The sequence below is a fragment of the Streptomyces sp. H39-C1 genome, from assembly GCF_027158125.1.
Taxonomy (GTDB): domain Bacteria; phylum Actinomycetota; class Actinomycetes; order Streptomycetales; family Streptomycetaceae; genus Actinacidiphila; species Actinacidiphila fildesensis.
This window is the reverse complement of sequence record NZ_JAPVLS010000024.1, coordinates 1-16,519: the sequence shown is the minus strand read 5'-3', so window position 1 is coordinate 16,519 and position 16,519 is coordinate 1. Positions and strand designations below refer to the sequence as shown.

The 16,519-nt window shown below is 70.6% G+C and carries 19 protein-coding genes; 12 read left to right on the top strand and 7 right to left on the bottom strand.

The window, feature by feature from the left end; genetic code table 11:
* The first annotated feature begins 12 nt into the window (after positions 1 to 12).
* The 3 genes from O3W51_RS17820 to O3W51_RS17810 all read left to right on the top strand — a co-directional run bounded on the left by O3W51_RS17820 (position 13) and on the right by O3W51_RS17810 (position 2,345).
* Positions 13 to 651 carry a DUF6758 family protein gene (locus O3W51_RS17820; RefSeq protein WP_269286746.1) on the top strand — a complete coding sequence of 213 codons (639 nt, stop codon included), beginning with the start codon at positions 13 to 15 and terminating at the stop codon, positions 649 to 651.
* Positions 652 to 733: 82 nt separating this feature from the next.
* On the top strand, positions 734 to 1,591 hold the full coding sequence (locus O3W51_RS17815) for a PHP domain-containing protein (RefSeq protein ID WP_198357007.1): 858 nt from the start codon (positions 734 to 736) through the stop codon (positions 1,589 to 1,591).
* A 145-nt stretch (positions 1,592 to 1,736) separates the two neighbouring features.
* Positions 1,737 to 2,345, top strand: a complete 609-nt coding sequence (locus O3W51_RS17810; protein ID WP_138350988.1) for a MarC family protein — start codon at positions 1,737 to 1,739, stop codon at positions 2,343 to 2,345.
* Positions 2,346 to 2,429: 84 nt separating this feature from the next.
* Here the strand turns inward: O3W51_RS17810 and O3W51_RS17805 are convergent, their stop codons facing one another.
* Positions 2,430 to 2,570: a hypothetical protein gene (locus O3W51_RS17805; RefSeq protein WP_187145002.1), complete on the bottom strand. Its 141-nt coding sequence runs from the start codon at positions 2,568 to 2,570 to the stop codon at positions 2,430 to 2,432.
* Between the two features lie 124 nt (positions 2,571 to 2,694).
* On the opposite strand from O3W51_RS17805, the gene O3W51_RS17800 reads away from it, so the two are divergent.
* Positions 2,695 to 3,591 (top strand): NYN domain-containing protein, encoded by an 897-nt coding sequence (locus O3W51_RS17800; RefSeq protein WP_138350987.1) that lies wholly within the window; start codon positions 2,695 to 2,697, stop codon positions 3,589 to 3,591.
* Between the two features lie 4 nt (positions 3,592 to 3,595).
* Here the strand turns inward: O3W51_RS17800 and O3W51_RS17795 are convergent, their stop codons facing one another.
* Both O3W51_RS17795 and O3W51_RS17790 read right to left on the bottom strand, forming a co-directional pair.
* On the bottom strand, positions 3,596 to 4,453 hold the full coding sequence (locus tag O3W51_RS17795; protein ID WP_138350986.1) for an alpha/beta fold hydrolase: 858 nt from the start codon (positions 4,451 to 4,453) through the stop codon (positions 3,596 to 3,598).
* Positions 4,454 to 4,583: 130 nt separating this feature from the next.
* A complete protein-coding gene (locus O3W51_RS17790) occupies positions 4,584 to 6,185 on the bottom strand; it encodes a DEAD/DEAH box helicase (protein ID WP_443048295.1) in 1,602 nt (533 codons plus the stop codon).
* A gap of 458 nt (positions 6,186 to 6,643) precedes the next feature.
* Between O3W51_RS17790 and O3W51_RS17785 the strand changes: the two genes are divergently transcribed.
* Positions 6,644 to 7,381 (top strand): ferritin-like fold-containing protein, encoded by a 738-nt coding sequence (locus O3W51_RS17785; protein WP_374117421.1) that lies wholly within the window; start codon positions 6,644 to 6,646, stop codon positions 7,379 to 7,381.
* Positions 7,382 to 7,427: 46 nt separating this feature from the next.
* Here O3W51_RS17785 and O3W51_RS17780 read toward each other — a convergent pair whose 3' ends face one another.
* The 4 genes from O3W51_RS17780 to O3W51_RS17765 all read right to left on the bottom strand — a co-directional run bounded on the left by O3W51_RS17780 (position 7,428) and on the right by O3W51_RS17765 (position 9,201).
* The gene (locus tag O3W51_RS17780; protein WP_138350984.1) at positions 7,428 to 7,706 is read right to left on the bottom strand and encodes a hypothetical protein; all 279 of its coding nucleotides are present in this window, start codon (positions 7,704 to 7,706) and stop codon (positions 7,428 to 7,430) included.
* A 112-nt stretch (positions 7,707 to 7,818) separates the two neighbouring features.
* Positions 7,819 to 8,049, bottom strand: a complete 231-nt coding sequence (locus O3W51_RS17775) for a DUF3107 domain-containing protein (RefSeq protein ID WP_138350983.1) — start codon at positions 8,047 to 8,049, stop codon at positions 7,819 to 7,821.
* A gap of 171 nt (positions 8,050 to 8,220) precedes the next feature.
* Positions 8,221 to 8,862 carry a TetR/AcrR family transcriptional regulator gene (locus O3W51_RS17770; protein ID WP_138350982.1) on the bottom strand — a complete coding sequence of 214 codons (642 nt, stop codon included), beginning with the start codon at positions 8,860 to 8,862 and terminating at the stop codon, positions 8,221 to 8,223.
* A 102-nt stretch (positions 8,863 to 8,964) separates the two neighbouring features.
* Entirely contained in the window at positions 8,965 to 9,201 is a 237-nt protein-coding gene (locus O3W51_RS17765) for a hypothetical protein (RefSeq protein ID WP_138350981.1), read from the bottom strand.
* A gap of 105 nt (positions 9,202 to 9,306) precedes the next feature.
* On the opposite strand from O3W51_RS17765, the gene O3W51_RS17760 reads away from it, so the two are divergent.
* The 7 genes from O3W51_RS17760 to O3W51_RS17735 all read left to right on the top strand — a co-directional run.
* Positions 9,307 to 10,332, top strand: a complete 1,026-nt coding sequence (locus tag O3W51_RS17760) for an alpha/beta fold hydrolase (protein WP_138350980.1) — start codon at positions 9,307 to 9,309, stop codon at positions 10,330 to 10,332.
* A gap of 8 nt (positions 10,333 to 10,340) precedes the next feature.
* On the top strand, positions 10,341 to 11,771 hold the full coding sequence (locus O3W51_RS17755; RefSeq protein ID WP_269286735.1) for a DUF3152 domain-containing protein: 1,431 nt from the start codon (positions 10,341 to 10,343) through the stop codon (positions 11,769 to 11,771).
* Between the two features lie 82 nt (positions 11,772 to 11,853).
* Positions 11,854 to 11,946 carry an Ms4533A family Cys-rich leader peptide gene (locus tag O3W51_RS48865; RefSeq protein WP_368860151.1) on the top strand — a complete coding sequence of 31 codons (93 nt, stop codon included), beginning with the start codon at positions 11,854 to 11,856 and terminating at the stop codon, positions 11,944 to 11,946.
* A gap of 176 nt (positions 11,947 to 12,122) precedes the next feature.
* A complete protein-coding gene (locus O3W51_RS17750) occupies positions 12,123 to 13,841 on the top strand; it encodes an ABC transporter substrate-binding protein (protein ID WP_138350979.1) in 1,719 nt (572 codons plus the stop codon).
* A complete protein-coding gene (locus O3W51_RS17745) occupies positions 13,838 to 14,803 on the top strand; it encodes an ABC transporter permease (RefSeq protein WP_138350978.1) in 966 nt (321 codons plus the stop codon). Before O3W51_RS17750 ends, O3W51_RS17745 begins: the two co-directional genes overlap by 4 nt.
* Positions 14,800 to 15,789, top strand: a complete 990-nt coding sequence (locus O3W51_RS17740) for an ABC transporter permease (protein ID WP_164295271.1) — start codon at positions 14,800 to 14,802, stop codon at positions 15,787 to 15,789. Before O3W51_RS17745 ends, O3W51_RS17740 begins: the two co-directional genes overlap by 4 nt.
* The coding region (locus O3W51_RS17735) for an ABC transporter ATP-binding protein (protein WP_269286729.1) at positions 15,786 to 16,519 on the top strand (734 nt) is incomplete at its 3' end. The genes O3W51_RS17740 and O3W51_RS17735, both read left to right, overlap by 4 nt.

The window sequence follows — 16,519 nt, the reverse complement described above, 5'->3', positions numbered from 1 at the left end:
CCGTTGGGCTCTATGAGGGGCGAACCCAGTTGCCCGAAGTGTGGTGGCCGGGTGCGAGCGCCCGGCCTCTTCGCCGATGCCTGGCAGTGCGGCGTGCACGGGACCGTGTATCCGCTCCAGCCGGTCGTCCCGCCGAGCGTCGAGGCGCTCGGGGTGGTGGTGCACCGCGCGAAGGTACCGGTGTGGATGCCCTGGCCGCTGCCGGTCGGCTGGCTGTTCTCCGGGGTGGCCTCCGCGGGCGACGACCGCAGCGGCGGGCGGGCGGCCGCCGTGGCCTGCTCCGGTCCCGGGCCGCTCGGCGGCCCCGGTGAGCTGCTGCTGATCGCCGAGGAACTGGGTGTGGGCCTCGGAGCGCGCTACGCGGGCATCCAGGGACCCGATCCCGGCCCCTCGATGTGTGTGGACCGGTCCCCGCACACCAAGGTGCTGGCCGCGGGCCGGCCCACCCCGCTGTGGCATGTGGAGGACGCGCCCGGTGACCGGGCGGTCTTCGCGGGCGAGGCGCTCGGGCTGTGGCTCTGGGCGATCGTGTGGCCCGAGCAGTCCGGGCTGATGATGTACGACGAGCTGGTGCTCACCGATCTGCGGGACGCGGGGGCGGAAGTCGACCTGCTGTCGTGCGGTGCGCTGTCTCCCCGGCTGCTCTCCTGAGATTCGCAGGTTCCCCGGCCCGCTATCCTTATTTTCCGAAAGCCTGTGCCGTATACCGCCTAGCGCCGTTGGGAGCCGTGCCGTGCGCATCGACCTGCACACCCACTCCACGGCCTCGGACGGTACGGACACCCCCGCCGAGCTGGTGCGCAACGCCGCCGCCGAGGGTCTCGACGTCGTGGCGATCACCGACCACGACACGGTCGGCGGCCATGACGAGGCCGCCAAGGCGCTGTACGACCTCGGGTCGCCGCTGACGCTGGTGACCGGCGCGGAGCTGTCCTGCAAGGTCGACGGCATCAGCATGCACATGCTGGCGTACCTCTTCGACCCCGTGGAGCCCGAGCTGTTCCGGGAGCGCGAGCTCGTACGGGACGACCGGGTGCCGCGTGCGCGGGCCATGGTCGGCAAGCTCCAGGAGCTCGGCGTCCCGGTCACTTGGGAGCAGGTCGCCGCGATCGCCGGTGACGGCTCCGTGGGCCGGCCGCACATCGCGACCGCGCTCGTCGACCTCGGCGTCGTGGACACCGTCTCGGACGCGTTCACGGACCGGTGGCTGGCCAACGACGGCCGCGCGTACGTCGGGAAGCACGAGTTCGACCCCTTCGACGCCGTACGCCTGGTGAAGGCGGCCGGCGGGGTCACCGTCTTCGCGCACCCGGGCGCCCACAAGCGCGGCGAGACCGTTCCGGAGCGCGTCATAGCCGCTCTGGCGGCGGCCGGACTCGACGGCATCGAGGTGGACCACATGGACCACGACGAGGCCAGCCGGGCCCGGCTGCGCGGCTTCGCCGCCGAGACGGGGCTGCTCGCCACCGGCTCCAGCGACTACCACGGCAGCCGCAAGGCCTGTCGGCTCGGGGAGTTCGTCACCGACCCCGAGGTGTACCGGGAGATCGCGCGCAGGGCGACCGGCGCGGTCCCGATCAGCGCCGTCTAGCGCTCCTCCCGCCCCCCGGCGGCCCCGGCGCCCCGCGTCCCGCCGCCTCCTCGCCGCTCGTTCCCGCCGTGCGTCCTGATGCCCCGGCCTCAGACGCCGGCGCCCCGCCCGTTTTGCCGGCCCACCGCGGAAAGCCCCCACTGAAATGCTCGACGTCACCCTCTTCGGGTCGGTCTTTGTCACGCTCTTCGTGATCATGGACCCGCCCGGGATCACCCCGATCTTCCTCGCGCTGACCTCCGGGCGCGCCACCAAGGTGCAGCGCCGGATGGCCTGGCAGGCGGCCTCCGTCGCCTTCGGCGTCATCACCGTCTTCGGCCTCTTCGGCCATCAGATCCTCGACTACCTGCATGTCTCGGTCCCCGCGCTGCGGATCGCCGGCGGTCTGCTGCTGCTGCTCATCGCGCTCGACCTGCTCACCGGCAAGATGGACGAGCCGACCCAGACCAAGGACGTGAACGTCGCGCTGGTGCCGCTGGGGATGCCGCTGCTGGCCGGGCCCGGTGCGATCGTGACCGTGATCCTGGCGGTGCAGAACGCCCACGGCTTCGGCGAGCAGGCGTCGGTGTGGCTGGCGATCGCCGCCATGCACGTCGTGCTGTGGCTGGTCATGCGCTACTCGCTGGCGATCATCCGGCTCATCAAGGAGGGCGGTGTGGTGCTGGTGACCCGGCTGTCCGGGATGCTGCTCTCGGCCATCGCCGTTCAGCAGGTGGCCAACGGGGTGCTGGGGTTCGTGCACGGCGAGGGCTGACCCGGACGGCCCCCGTGGCGCCCACCGGACGCAGAAGCGCCCCTGTACGTCTTGCGTACAGGGGCGCCGTCGTCGAATGCTGTCTCAGATCGCCGGTCGGATGTAGATCCGCTGGCCGATGGCCGCGGCCTGTTGGACGATCTTGTTGACGGCGGCGGCGTCCACGACTGTGCTGTCCACAGCGGTGCCGTTCCGGTCGTCGAGTCGCATGATCTCGAAGCGCATGGTGCTTCTCCCTTCGTCGCACTGTCCATGAGTAGTCAACGAACCCCCTCACTAAAACATTCCCTACGCTAATGAAAACTTTTCCGAGCCTAAGTACTCACGAGTACGGGACAATGGCGGACCTATGGACAACGACAACGCGCTGGCCGCCATGGCCGCCGGTATCGAGCGCACCAACGAGCTCCTGCAGCGGGTCCTGGCCGAAGTCGCCACCACCCCCGCCACCCACGCCGTGTTCGTGGACGCCGGCTACGTCTACGCCGCCGCGGGCCGCCTCGTCGCGGGCACCGAGGACCGGCAGACCTTCGACCTGGACGCCGAGGGCATCATCGAGGCGTTCATCGACAAGGCGCGCTCGCTCTTCCCGGACAGCCGGCTGCTCCGCGTCTACTGGTACGACGGCGCCCGCCGCCGGATCCACACCCGCGAGCAGGAGCGCATCGCCGAACTCCCCGACGTCAAGGTCCGGCTCGGCAACCTCAACGCCAGCCGCCAGCAGAAGGGCGTCGACTCCCTCATCCGCACCGACCTCGAATCGCTCGCCCGGCACCGCGCCATCAGCGACGCGGTCCTCATCGGCGGTGACGAGGACCTGGTGTCCGCCGTCGAGGCGGCCCAGGGCTACGGCGCGCGGGTGCACCTGTGGGGCATCGAGGCCACCGAAGGACGCAACCAGGCGGACCCCCTGCTCTGGGAGGTCGACAGCCAGCGCACCTTCGACCTCGAGTTCTGCAAGCCGTATCTGACCCGGCGACCCGTGCCCGAGTACGGTGACGCGCCGGTGCCCTCGCGGGCGGACGTGCACTTCGTGGGCGCCCGGGTGGCCGGCCAGTGGCTCGCCGTCCGGGGCCGCGACACCCTCGCGGAACTGCTGCCCGGCCGGCCCTATCTGCCGCCGGCCTACGACCAGGAACTGCTCGTCGAAGCCGAGGGATTGCTCGGCATCTCGCTGCGCGCCCACGCCGACCTGCGACGTTCGCTGCGCGACGGCTTCTGGGACCACCTCACCGCCCAGCTCTGACTCCTCACTCGCCCTTCGGGCTCCAGAAATCGATCAGCGCCTCGGCCGTCGCCTCCGGCTGGTCCACATTCGGTGAGTGCTCGGCGCCCTTGATGACCACCCGCCGCGCGCCCAGCCGCAGCGCCATCTCGTCGAGCCACTCCGGCGGCCACGCGTAGTCGACGTCGCCGGAGAGCACCAGCGTGCGGATCGGTACGGCGGCCAGCTCGGCGACCCGGTCGGGCTCCGCGATCAGCTGCTTGCCGGTCGCGATCAGCTGCTCGGGGACATTGCCCATCCAGCGCCGGTACAGGAACTCCGCGATGGCGGGCGGGACGTCCGGCGCGTCGGCGTTCTCCGCGTCCATGTCGCGCATCGCCTGCCAGACCGCCTCCATCCCCATCGCGGGCAGCGCCTCGACGAGCATCCGCGTCCTGGCCTGCTGCTCGGCGTCGATGGCGGCCGGCCCGGAACTCATGATCGTCAGAGACGTCCACGGCGGTGCCGCGTCGATCGCCGCCGCCCGCACGATCAGCCCGCCCAGCGAGTGGCCCAGTACGTGCACCGGACCCGAACCGCCCAGCGCCTCGGTCTGCGCGAGGACGTCGGCGGCCAGTTCGGCCTGGGTGTACGCGCTCTCCTCGGGCGGGCCGCCCGTCTCGTGCTGCCCTCTGCCGTCGACCGCGACCACCCGGTAGCCGGCCAGTGCCAGCGGTTCGAGCAGCGCGATGAAGTCCTCTTTGCTCCCGGTGAACCCGGGCACCAGCAGGGCGGTGCCCAGGACCGCCGTTCCGGCGTCCAGCACCGCGAAGTCGCCCCTCGCGGTGGCGAGGCGGTACGCACGGGCCCCTTCGGGCAGCTCCAGTGTCGGCGGTCTGCTCATGCCGTGAGATTACGCGACGCGTGTGTACGACAGGTTGCGGACAGCGACAGACCGCCGACGCCCCCGGTGGAGAACCGGGGGCGTCGGCGTTGCTGGTGGTGCTGTTCCGCTGTGCTGTTCCGCGGGTCGGTCAGCTGTCGGCCGGCTCGGCCTTCGCGGGACGGGTACGACGACGGCGGCGGGCCGGCTTGGCCTCGTCACCCTCGGCGGTGGGAGCCTCGGCCGGAGTGGCCTCGACCATGGTCGCCGGAGCGCCCTCCGCGGCCGGAGCGCCCTCCGCGGCCGGAGCGCCCTCCGCGGCCGGAGCGGCGGCGCGGGTACGGCGACGGCGGCGCGGGGCCGCCTTCGCCTCGCCCTCGGTGTCCGCCACGTCGATGACCGGGGTCACGGCCGCGGCCGCATCCACCGCGACGACGGCGGTCTCACCGGCACGGGTGCGGGTGCGCTGACGCGGGGTGCGGGTCCGCGGCGGACGCTCCTCGGTCACGGTCGCCGCTGCGGCGACGGCGGGCTTGCGCCCACCGGTCCTGCCGCGGCCACCGGTCTCGCCGAGGTCCTCGACGGTCTCCGCGCCGAGGCCGGCACGGGTCCGATCGGCCCGGGGCAGTATGCCCTTGGTGCCGGCCGGGATGTTGAGCAGCTCGTACAGGTGCGCGGAGGTGGAGTACGTCTCCTCCGGCTCGTCGAACGGCAGGTCCAGCGCCTTGTTGATGAGCTTCCAGCGCGGGATGTCGTCCCAGTCGACCAGCGTGATCGCGATACCGGTCTTGCCGGCGCGGCCGGTGCGGCCGACGCGGTGGAGGTACGTCTTCTCGTCCTCCGGCGACTGGTAGTTGATGACGTGCGTCACACCGTCGACGTCGATACCGCGGGCGGCGACGTCGGTGCAGACCAGCACGTCCACCTTGCCGTTGCGGAACGCGCGCAGGGCCTGCTCACGAGCACCCTGGCCCAGGTCGCCGTGGACCGCGCCGGAGGCGAAGCCGCGCTGGGCGAGCTGGTCGGCGATGTCGGCCGCGGTGCGCTTGGTGCGGCAGAAGATCATCGCGAGGCCACGGCCGTCGGCCTGCAGGATGCGGGAGACGAGCTCCGGCTTGTCCATGGAGTGCGCGCGGAAGATGTGCTGCGTGATGTTCGCGACAGTCGCGCCCTCGTCGTCCGGCGAGGTGGCGCGGATGTGCGTGGGCTGCGACATGTAGCGGCGGGCCAGGTTGATGACCGCGCCCGGCATGGTGGCCGAGAACAGCATCGTCTGGCGCTTCGGCGGCAGCATGGCCATGATCCGCTCGACGTCGGGCAGGAAGCCCAGGTCCAGCATCTCGTCGGCCTCGTCCAGGACGAGGGCGCGCACCGACTTCAGGTTCAGCTTCTTCTGGCCCGCGAGGTCCAGCAGCCGGCCCGGGGTGCCGACGACGATGTCGATGCCCTTCTTGAGGGCCTCGACCTGCGGCTCGTAGGCGCGGCCGCCGTAGATGGCCAGGACGCGCACATTGCGCACCTTGCCGGCGGTCAGCAGGTCGTTGGTGACCTGCTGGCACAGCTCACGGGTGGGGACGACGATCAGGGCCTGCGGCCCGTCGGGGAGGTCCTCGGCCTTGGCGCGGCCGGCCTCGACGTCGGCGGCGACCGTGACGCGCTCCAGCAGCGGCAGGCCGAAGCCCAGCGTCTTGCCGGTGCCGGTCTTGGCCTGGCCGATGATGTCATTGCCCGCCAGGGCGACCGGAAGGGTCATCTCCTGGATCGGGAACGGATTGATGATGCCGACAGCCTCAAGGGCTTCGGCGGTCTCGGAAAGGATTCCGAGGCTGCGGAAAGTCGTGGTGGTCAGGATGCTTGCCTCTTCTGTGAGACGCGGCACTGGGCTGTGAGGGGGGTCGAGCGTCCGCGTCCGGAAAGGAACGCCGGGCGCTGACCGCGCAGGTGTCGTCCAGCCGTGGGTGGCTGAGAAGCGCGGGACCGCTGCCCTCGCACATGCCGCGAGTGGGCCCCTCCTGCTGTCAGGAGGGCGGTCGGTGTAGGAGCCGATCGGGCCACCGACCGGGCATCCAGATACTGCGTACAGTGCACAGGAAATTGCCGAAAATCGGCGGAGTGCATTACCACTCTACCCCGGAAACACGCAGCTGCACCCGATCAAATGTTTCGGCGGGGGCTACGGGGGTGGTCCGGCGGGACCCGGACTTGGCTATTGTGCGCAGCATGGAGACGCCTGACGAGACGACCGCACCTGCCACCGGAATCGCTGCCCTGGACTGGGCCGGAGCTTCCGCGGACCCCCACTACCGGGCCGCGGTGGTGGATCTGCTGGGTGCGCTGGCCTACGGCGAACTGGCCGCGTTCGAACGCCTCGCGGACGACGCGAAGCTCGCGCCGGAGCTTGAGGACAAAGCTCAGCTGGCCGCCATGGCGGCGGCTGAATTCCACCACTTCGAGCGGCTGCGGGACCGGCTTTCCGAGATCGGGGCCTCCGCGAAGGAAGCCATGGAACCCTTCGGCGCCGCGCTGGACGAGTTCCACCGGCAGACCGCTCCGTCGGACTGGCTGGAGGGTCTGGTCAAGGCCTACGTCGGCGACTCGATCGCCTCGGACTTCTACCGCGAGGTCGCGGCGCGGCTCGACACCGACACCCGCACGCTCGTGCTGGCCGTACTGGACGACACCGGCCACGCCAGCTTCGCCGTCGAGAAGGTCCGCGCCGCCATCGAGGCGGACCCGCGGGTCGGCGGCCGGCTCGCGCTGTGGGCGCGGCGGCTGATGGGTGAGGCGCTGTCACAGGCGCAGCGCGTCGTCGCCGACCGGGACGCGCTGTCCACGATGCTCGTCGGGGGAGTGGCCGGCGGTTTCGACCTGGCCGAGGCCGGCCGGATGTTCACCCGGATCACCGAAGCGCACACCAAGCGGATGGCGGCACTCGGGCTGGCTGCCTGACCCTCGCTCAGGCCTGGTCCTCAGCTGTGGTCCTCAGCTGTGGTCCTCAGGCCCGCCCCGCGACCGAGTGGCGGAGAAAGCGCCGGTCGTCAGCGGGGCGGAGGAGCAGGCTGAGCAGCGCCGCCGCGACGAGCGCCGACACCGGGAGCGTCACGGCCGCGTGGCCGGCGCCGAGAACCGTACGGGTGATCAGACCTCCGACCAGGGCCGCGATCGGACCGGTGGCGAGGACGAGGACGCGGGACGGGAAGCGTTCGGGCAAGAAGTGCGTGGCGGCGTAGGCGATGCCCAGACCGAGCGCGGCGAATGCGACTGCTTCCCACATGTACGGGGTCCTTCCCGAGGGGGCCGACCGTTGCATAACGGTCCTACCCCTTCGGGGAGCCGGACAAAACGGAGGGCTCGCACCCGATTACGGTGCGAGCCCTCCGCCGTCGTCACATCGACGCGCCGAAGCCGACCTTCCGGCTGGCGGGCTGGCCGATCTCCACGTACGCGATCTTGGCTGCGGGGATGAGGACCTTGTGGCCCTTCTCGTCCACCAGGCTCAGGAGCGGCGACGCGCCGGAGAGGGCGTCAGCGACGGCCTTCTCGACCTCCTCGGCCGACTGCACGCTCTCGATGCTGATCTCGCGCGGCGCGTGCTGCACGCCGATCTTGACCTCCACGGCTCTGTACCTCCAGGTCTGGCGGTGTGCGCGTCTTCGCGCCGTACGCAGGAAACACTAGCCGGGCTCGGAGGGGTGGAATCCGAAGATGATGAACGCCGGTAGCGAACAGCGACGGGGAATAACCGGCGGTGGCCGTCCGCGGCAGCCGTCAGTGGTGGCCGGCGGCCGTCAGTGGTGGCCGTCCGTGCCGTGCAGCGGGAAACCGGCGATACCGCGCCAGGCCAGCGACGTCAGCAGGTTGACGGCGGTGTCCCGGGGGATCTGGCTGTTGCTGGAGAGCCAGTAGCGGGCCACGACCTGGGAGACGCCGCCGAGGCCGACGGCCAGCAGCATCGACTGTTCGCGGGGCAGCCCGGTGTCCTCCGCGATGACCTCGCAGATCGCCTCGGCGCACTCCAGCGAGACCTTGTCGACGCGCTCGCGGACCGCGGGCTCGTTCGTCAGGTCCGATTCGAAGACCAGCCGGAAGGCGCCGCCCTCGTCCTCCACGTACGCGAAATAGGCGTCCATGGTCGCCTCGACGCGCAGTTTGTTGTCGGAGGTGGAGGCCAGTGCGGTACGCACCGCTTGCAGCAGTGACTCGCAGTGCTGGTCGAGCAGCGCCAGATACAGCTCCAGCTTGCCCGGGAAGTGCTGGTAGAGCACCGGCTTGCTGACGCCGGCCCGCTCGGCGATGTCGTCCATCGCGGCGGCGTGGTAGCCCTGGGCGACGAACACTTCCTGGGCCGCGCCCAGGAGTTGTTCGCGGCGGGCCCGGCGGGGCAGGCGGGTGCCGCGCGGGCGTGCCTGAGTGTGCTCGATGGCTGTCACGCCGCCTCCCAATCTGTTGAAGGAACACTGCGGGTGCCATCGTACTTTTCGGTAACGGGGCTGTGCGCGGTGCGAGAGCACATTCTCACTACCTGGAACCTTTCAGCGATAGTCCTCCTCGTCCAGGTTGACGACACGACGTTGTTCCGCGACGTCCGCGGGATCGGCGGACGCGACGGGCGAATCGGAGTCCTCCCCGGCCGGGACGTCGTCGCGGTGGACGACATCGGTGTGCTGCTCGGCGGCATCGGCTTCGGGGGTTTCGATGTCCATCTCGATGGCCGGATCGTCGGCGGCGGCCTCGAATTCATCCTCGGAAATCTGGACTTCGTCGGACACGGTGACTCCCTTCCTTACTGTCGAGCGTAGGAGCGCGGGGTCCTGAGCGCAGCCTGTGAGGGCGAACACACAGGCGCATGCGTGATCGTCTCGTAACATTGCCCCATGTCCTCGACGGAGTCTCCTCAAGCTGCGATCGCTCCCGCAGCCGTCCCCCCGCAGGGGCCGCGGCTCGGACCAGGGGAAACGCAGCGAAATGTGAGCCTGCCCGGTCTCTCTCTGGTGGTCCGCGAGCGGACCTCGGAGCGCGACGGACTCGAACCGGCCGTTCTTGTGCACGGACTGGGCGGTTCGTCGCAGAACTGGACACAACTGATGGACCGGCTGGCCGACCGGCTCGACAGTCAGGCACCGGATCTGCCCGGCTTCGGCTTCTCGCCGCCGCCGGACGACGGTGACTACTCGATCGCCGGACACGCCCGGGCGGTGGTCCGGCTGATCGAGTCCGGCGAGCGGGGTCCGGTCCATCTGTTCGGCAACTCGATGGGCGGCGCGGTGGCGACGAAGGTCGCGGCGGCCCGTCCCGACCTGGTCAGGACGCTGACACTGGTCTCGCCCGCGCTGCCGGAGCTTCCGCCGCAGCGCACCGCGTGGCCGACGGCGTTCGTCTCGATGCCGGGGATCCCGGCGCTCTATCTGCGGGCGACCAAGGACTGGCCGGCCGAGCGGCGGACCCAGGAACTGCTCACGCTGTGTTACGGCGACGCCTCGTCGGTCGGTGACCGGGCGCGGGCGGAGGCGGTCGAGGAGTACGAACGGCGGATCGCACTCCCGTACTTCTGGGATGCGATGGTCCGTTCGACACGGGGCATCGTCAACGCGTACACCTTGGGTGGACAACACTCTCTGTGGCGGCAGGCGGAGCGGGTACTCGCGCCGACGCTGCTGGTCTACGGGGGGCGCGACAAGCTGGTCTCCTTCCGGATGGCGCGGAAGGCGTCCCAGGCGTTCCGCGACTCCCGGCTGGTGACGCTGCCCGACAGCGGGCACGTCGCGATGATGGAGCACCCTGACGTGGTGGCACGGGCCTTCCGGGACCTGCTCGATCAGACGGACGGTCACGCGGTGAACGAAAAGACGGGCGCTCGCGTAATGAACGACACGACGAGCGACGCGGCGAGCAGGAGCTGATTGAGGGCGTGGGGAAACACAGCGCGGGCGGCGGCCGGCAGAGCCGCGACAACGACATATCGAGCACCCTCGGTGGCGGTCGTGCAGGCCAGGGCCGCAGACGCCGGGGTGACGTCGGCGTTCCCGTCTCCGTCCCGTCCCAGGGTCCGGCGCCGGGTGCCCGCTACGACGGCGGTTACGTCGTCGGCGACCACCCGGACTCCCGCCCGCACCCCGAGCACCGTGAGCACGCCGCCTGGGGCGCCCAGGACGGCTGGGCGGCGGAGAGCGGCCGTGGCCGGAGCACCGGCTACCGGCCGGACGAGCTCCCGGACCCGTACGACACGGGTCAGTGGCAGACGTTCGACGAGCCCGTCCTCCCCGTCCCGGATCCGTACGACACCGGTCAGTGGCAGACGTTCCAGCAGTCCGTCCACCCCGTCCAGGACCCGTACGACACCGGCCAGTGGCAGACGTTCGACGAGCCGGTCCTCCCGCCGCAGTCCTTCGAGGCCCCGCCCGGCCGCCGGATACCCCGGCAGCGCGTCGAGCAGGAGACGGTTCCGGAGCCGGAGCCGGAGCCCGTCCTGGACTCCGACCTGCCGGAGGCCACGGCCGCCGACACCGGCCGGAAGAGCGGTGGCAAGGGCCGTACGTTCACCGGGATCGCCGCCGCCGCGGTGGTGACCGTGCTCGCCGTGGTCGTCGCCGGGCAGGTCGGCAGCGGTGGCGCCGGACACAGCGAGGCCGGGGCCTCCGACGGCGCGACCCGCGACGGCAGCGACGCGGCCTCACGGTCGAAGGACCGTCCGACGCCCGGCGTCGCACCCTCCAACGCACCCGCCGTGGCCGTCGCCGGCTACGACCAGCTGATGGCCAGGCAGTACCCGCTCGACGCCAAGCTGGCCCTGAGCGGCCAGTTCCAGACGATGCCGGGACACGACCCGGCGCCGGGCAAGGGGAAGGTGCTGCGCTTCCGGGTGGACGTGGAGAAGGGCCTGCCGCTCGATTCCGCGCTCTTCACCCGGACGGTCTTCACCACCCTGAACGACGACCGGAGTTGGGGGCACGGCGGGACCAAGACGTTCGAGCGGGTGTCATCGGGCCCCGTCGACATCGTCGTCACGCTCGCCAGCCCCGGCACCACTGCCAAGTGGTGTGCGAAATCCGGCCTGGACATCACCGTTGACAATGTGTCATGTGACGCCGCGTCCACCGAGCGCACCATGATCAACGCGTTCCGCTGGGCACAGGGCGCCGTCACGTTCGGCCCCGACCGGATGCACGAGTACCGGCAGATGCTCATCAACCACGAGGTCGGCCACCGGCTCGGGCACGGCCACGTCGGCTGCCCGAAGGCGGGCGAGCTCGCGCCGGTCATGATGCAGCAGACGAAGTTCCTGTCGCTCGACGGCGGCCCCACCTGCAAGCCCAACGCCTGGCCGTTCCCGAAGGCCTGACCAGCGGTTTCGACCGCCTGAGCACGAATGATCCCGCCGACCGGATTTTGACATCGGCGGGATCGTCGTTCACTCTTCTCCCATGTCGCACCGCCACGCACCCGAGGACGCCAGCATCAAGCTGGTGCTCATCGGCGTGGCCGAAATCTGCGTAGCCGACATTCTCTGTCGGTGACCCACGGTTCGGTCGCGTAGAGGCTTTCCGCCTCCGCCCCGAGCTGTCCATCCGTGGGCAGACGCACCCCCCTGAGTTCGAGCCATTTCTCCGTGGAGGGGAAGCGGCTGCTGCTGCCCGCGGGTATTCGTTGAATCCTGCCGTCATACCTCGCAGCCGCGAAAGGCCGATCTCTCATGCGTCAACTGTCCCTCATATCCCGCCGCGTGGCAGCGGTAGCCGTTGGTCTGGCCCTCGCCGGAGGGGCCGCCGCCTGCGGCCCGAAGGACAGCGGCGGCGCCAAGGCCTCCACCGACGCCAAGCCCGCCAAGGGCGGCACCCTCTACGTGCTGAACAACCAGGCGCAGGAGGACTTCGACCCGGCCCGCCTGTACACCTCGGGCGGCGGAAACGTTCCCTCGCTGGTCTACCGCACGCTCACCACCCGCACCCGGGCCAACGGCGCCGAGGGCTCGAAGGTCGCCGCGGACCTGGCCACCAACACCGGCGAGCCGAGCAAGGACGCCACCGTCTGGACGTACCACCTCAAGGACGGCCTGAAGTACGAGGACGGCTCGCCCATCACCACCGCCGACATCAAGTACGGCATCGAGCGCTCCTTCGCGGCCGAGCTGTCCGGCGGCGCGCCCTACCTGCGCGACTGGCTGATCGGCGGCGCCGCGTACCAGGGCCCGTACAAGGACAAGAACGGACTGGCCTCGGTGGAGACGCCGGACGCCAGGACGATCGTGTTCCACCTGAACAAGCCCGAGGGCGAGTTCCCGTTCCTGGCCACGCAGACCTCGTTCGCCCCGGTGCCGAAGGCGAAGGACACCGGCACCAAGTACGCCGAGCACCCGGTCTCCTCGGGCCCGTACAAGGTGATCAAGAACGAGAACAACGGTGAGCACCTGGTGCTGGAGCGCAACCCCAACTGGTCGGAGGCCACCGACGACCAGCGCAAGGCGTACCCGGACAGCATCGACGTCCAGTCGGGTCTTGACCAGGCCGTGATCAACCAGCGGCTGTCCACCGGCACGGGCAAGGACGCGGCGGCCGTCACCACCGACACCAACCTCGGCCCGGCCGAGCTGGCCAAGGTCAACGGTGACAAGGCGCTCGCGAGCCGGGTCGGCACCGGCCACTTCGGCTACACCGACTACATCGCCTTCAACCCGAAGGTGAAGCCGTTCGACAACCCGAAGGTGCGCCAGGCCATCGCGTACGCGGTCAACCGCACCACCGTGGTCAACGCGGTCGGCGGCTCCTCGCTCGCCGACCAGGCCACCACGTACCTGCCGGAGCAGGCGTCCTTCGGCTACACGCCGTACGACCCGTTCCCGGCCGGCAAGACCGGGGACCCGGTCAAGGCCAAGCAGGTGCTGGCGGAGGCCGGCTACCCGAACGGGATCACCGTCTCGCTCACCCATGACGTCACCAAGGCCGACGAGCAGGGCCCCGAGGTCGCCACGGCCGTCCAGGACGCGCTGAAGGCGGCGGGCATCACCGTCAAGCTCGACGGCCAGGAGCACAAGGCGTTCAGCGACAAGATCCACAACGTGTCGACCGAGCCGGGCTTCTTCCTCACCGGCTGGGGTGCGGACTGGCCGTCCGGCGGCCCGTTCCTCGGCCCGATCTTCGACGGCCGGCAGATCGTCAAGGACGGCTCCAACTTCAATAACGCGCAGCTCGACGACCCGGCGGTCAACAAGGAGATCGACGAGATCAACAAGCTGACCGACCTCAAGGCCGCGGCGGTCCGCTGGGGCGCGCTGGACAAGAAGATCGGCGAGCAGGCCGTCACCGTGCCGCTCTTCCACCCGGTCTACAAGCGGCTGTTCGGCAAGGACATCAAGAACGTCGTGATCAGCGACTGGACCGGCGTCCTGGACATCTCGCAGGTCTCGGTCAAGTGACCACCCAGGACCTGACGGCCGTCGAGGCGGGGGCCCGGCAGGTCTGGCGGCGGCTGCGCGCCCAGCGCGCGGCCGTCGCCGGGACCGCCGTCATCGCACTCCTCGTCCTGGTGGCGCTCGCCGCACCCCTGCTGAGCGCCATCGAGGGCCAGAACACCACGGCCTACCACCCCGAGCTGGTCGACTCCGCCTCCGGCGGCGTACCGCTCGGCTCCTTCGGCGGGATCAGCGGCGACCACTGGCTCGGTGTCGAACCCGGCACCGGGCGCGACATGTTCTCCCGGCTCGTGCACGGCGCCCAGATCTCGCTGGCCGTCGCACTCGGCGCCACCCTCGTGCAGATCCTCGTCGGCGTCGGCACCGGCCTCGCCGCGGGGCTCGGCAACCGCTTCGTGGACAACCTGCTCAGCCGCGTCACCGACGTCATGATCACCATGCCCGCGCTGGTCTTCGCCATCGCGCTGATGGCCGTGGTGCCCGACAGCTTCCCGCGCCCGCTGCTGCTGGCGCTCATCATCGGCTTCGTCGCGTGGGGCAGCATCTCCAAGCTCGTCAGGGCCCAGGTGCTCAGCCTCAAGTCCCTGGACTACGTGGCGGCCTCCCGGCTCGCCGGCTCCGGCACCTGGCGGATCGCCCGCCGTGAACTGCTGCCGTCACTCGTCGCACCGGTCATCACGTACGCCGCCCTCCTCATCCCGGCGAACATGGTCATCGAGTCCGGGCTCTCGTTCCTCGGCATCGGCGTGAAGCCCCCCACCCCGTCCTGGGGCCAGATGCTCTCCAGCGCCAACACCTGGTACGAGGCCGATCCCGCGTACGTGCTGCTGCCCGCCGCGATGCTGTTCATCAGCGTGCTCGCCTTCACCGTGCTCGCCGACGGCATCAGGACCGCCCTCGACCCCCGCGCCGCCAGCCGGCTCCGCATCGGCACCGGCCGCAAGCGCGAGGAGGCCGCGTCATGATCCGCTTCCTGCTGCGCCGCACGGTCTCCGCCGCGGTGGTTCTGCTGGTGCTGGCCGTCGTGCTGTACGCCGTGTTCTACCTGGCGCCCGGCGACCCCGCGCAACTGTCCTGCGGGCCCAAGTGCTCGCCCGCCCAACTCGTGCAGATCCGCGAGCAGATGGGCCTGAACGACTCGGTGTACGTACAGTTCTGGCACTTCCTGCAGGGCATCGTCACCGGTCACGACTACAGCACCGGCACCGGTACGGTGCACTGCTCCGCGCCCTGCTTCGGCCAGTCGTACCGCACCGGCGAACTCGTCAGCGACATCCTCGTCGCCAAGCTGCCCGCCACCGCCTCCCTCGCCATCGGCGCGATGGTGCTGTGGCTGCTGCTCGGCATCGGCACCGGCGTGCTGTCCGCGCTGCGCCGCGGCCGGCCCACCGAACGGCTGCTCACCGGGCTCACCCTCGCGGGCACCGCCACCCCGGTGTTCATCATCGGCATCCTGCTGCTGATGCTCTTCTGCTCGGTGCTGCAGTGGCTGCCCTACCCCTCCTACGTGCCGTTCACCGACGACCCGCAGCAGTGGGCCTGGAACCTGCTGCTGCCCTGGCTGGCGCTCGCCCTCGTCGAGTCCGCCAAGTACGCGCGGCTGACCCGCAGTTCCATGCTGGAGACGCTCGCGGAGGACCACATCCGCACCTTCCGCGCCTACGGCGTCAGCGAGCGCGCGATCATCGGACGGCACGCGCTGCGGGCCGCCCTCACCCCGGTGATCGCGCTGTCGGCGCTCGACCTGGGGACGATGTTCGGCGGCGCCCTGCTGACCGAGTCGCTGTTCAACGTGCCAGGGCTCGGCCAGAAGCTCGTGCAGTCCGTCGAGCTCAAGGACCTGCCGGTCGTGGTGGGCATCGTGCTCGTCATGGGCTTCGCCGTCGTCATCGCCAACGCCGCCGCGGACGTGCTCTACGCGCTGGCCGACCGAAGGGTGGTGCTGGCATGAGCGCGGCCACCGATTCCGCAGTGGATCCCGCCGCCACGGCCGGCCTCGCCGAGCCGCTGGTGGAGGTCAGGGACCTCGTCATCGACTTCCCGACCGCGTCCGGCACCGTACGGGCCGTCGACGGTCTCAGCTTCCGGCTCGAAGCGGGCGGCGCCCTCGGCATCGTCGGTGAGTCGGGATCCGGCAAGAGCGCCACCGCGTACGCCCTGCTGGACCTGCACCGGGGGACCGGCGCGCGGACCGGCGGCACCGTACGGGTCGCCGGGACGGACGTCCTCGGCGCCGACGACACCGAACTGCGGCGGCTGCGCGGCGGCCGGGCGGCGATGGTCTTCCAGGACCCGCTCTCCTCGCTCGACCCGTACTACGCGATCGGCGACCAGATCGCCGAGGTCTACCGCGTCCATGTGAAGGCCACCCGGCGGGCGGCCCGCGAGCGGGCCGTCCAGGTGCTGGACCGGGTCGGCATCCCGGACGCGGCCCGGCGCTCGCGCGCCCGGCCGCACGAGTTCAGCGGCGGCATGCGGCAGCGCGCGCTCATCGCCATGGCGCTGGCCTGCGAACCACGGCTGCTGATCGCCGACGAACCGACCACCGCACTCGACGTCACCGTCCAGGCCCAGATCCTCGACCTGCTGCACGACCTGCGCGCCGAGACCCGCCTGGGGCTGCTGCGCGGCACCCACGACCGGGGGGTCGTGGCCGGCAGCGTCGACGACGTACTCGGCCT

Coding starts and splice junctions, on each gene's coding strand:
- O3W51_RS17820 (WP_269286746.1), top strand. CDS start 13: ATGAGGGGCGAACCCAGTTGCCCGAAGTGTGGTGGCCGGGTGCGAGCG.
- O3W51_RS17810 (WP_138350988.1), top strand. CDS start 1,737: ATGCTCGACGTCACCCTCTTCGGGTCGGTCTTTGTCACGCTCTTCGTG.
- O3W51_RS17805 (WP_187145002.1), bottom strand. CDS start 2,570: ATGCGCTTCGAGATCATGCGACTCGACGACCGGAACGGCACCGCTGTG.
- O3W51_RS17800 (WP_138350987.1), top strand. CDS start 2,695: ATGGACAACGACAACGCGCTGGCCGCCATGGCCGCCGGTATCGAGCGC.
- O3W51_RS17795 (WP_138350986.1), bottom strand. CDS start 4,453: ATGAGCAGACCGCCGACACTGGAGCTGCCCGAAGGGGCCCGTGCGTAC.
- O3W51_RS17790 (WP_443048295.1), bottom strand. CDS start 6,185: ATGACCCTTCCGGTCGCCCTGGCGGGCAATGACATCATCGGCCAGGCC.
- O3W51_RS17780 (WP_138350984.1), bottom strand. CDS start 7,706: ATGTGGGAAGCAGTCGCATTCGCCGCGCTCGGTCTGGGCATCGCCTAC.
- O3W51_RS17760 (WP_138350980.1), top strand. CDS start 9,307: ATGTCCTCGACGGAGTCTCCTCAAGCTGCGATCGCTCCCGCAGCCGTC.
- O3W51_RS48865 (WP_368860151.1), top strand. CDS start 11,854: ATGTCGCACCGCCACGCACCCGAGGACGCCAGCATCAAGCTGGTGCTC.
- O3W51_RS17750 (WP_138350979.1), top strand. CDS start 12,123: ATGCGTCAACTGTCCCTCATATCCCGCCGCGTGGCAGCGGTAGCCGTT.
- O3W51_RS17740 (WP_164295271.1), top strand. CDS start 14,800: ATGATCCGCTTCCTGCTGCGCCGCACGGTCTCCGCCGCGGTGGTTCTG.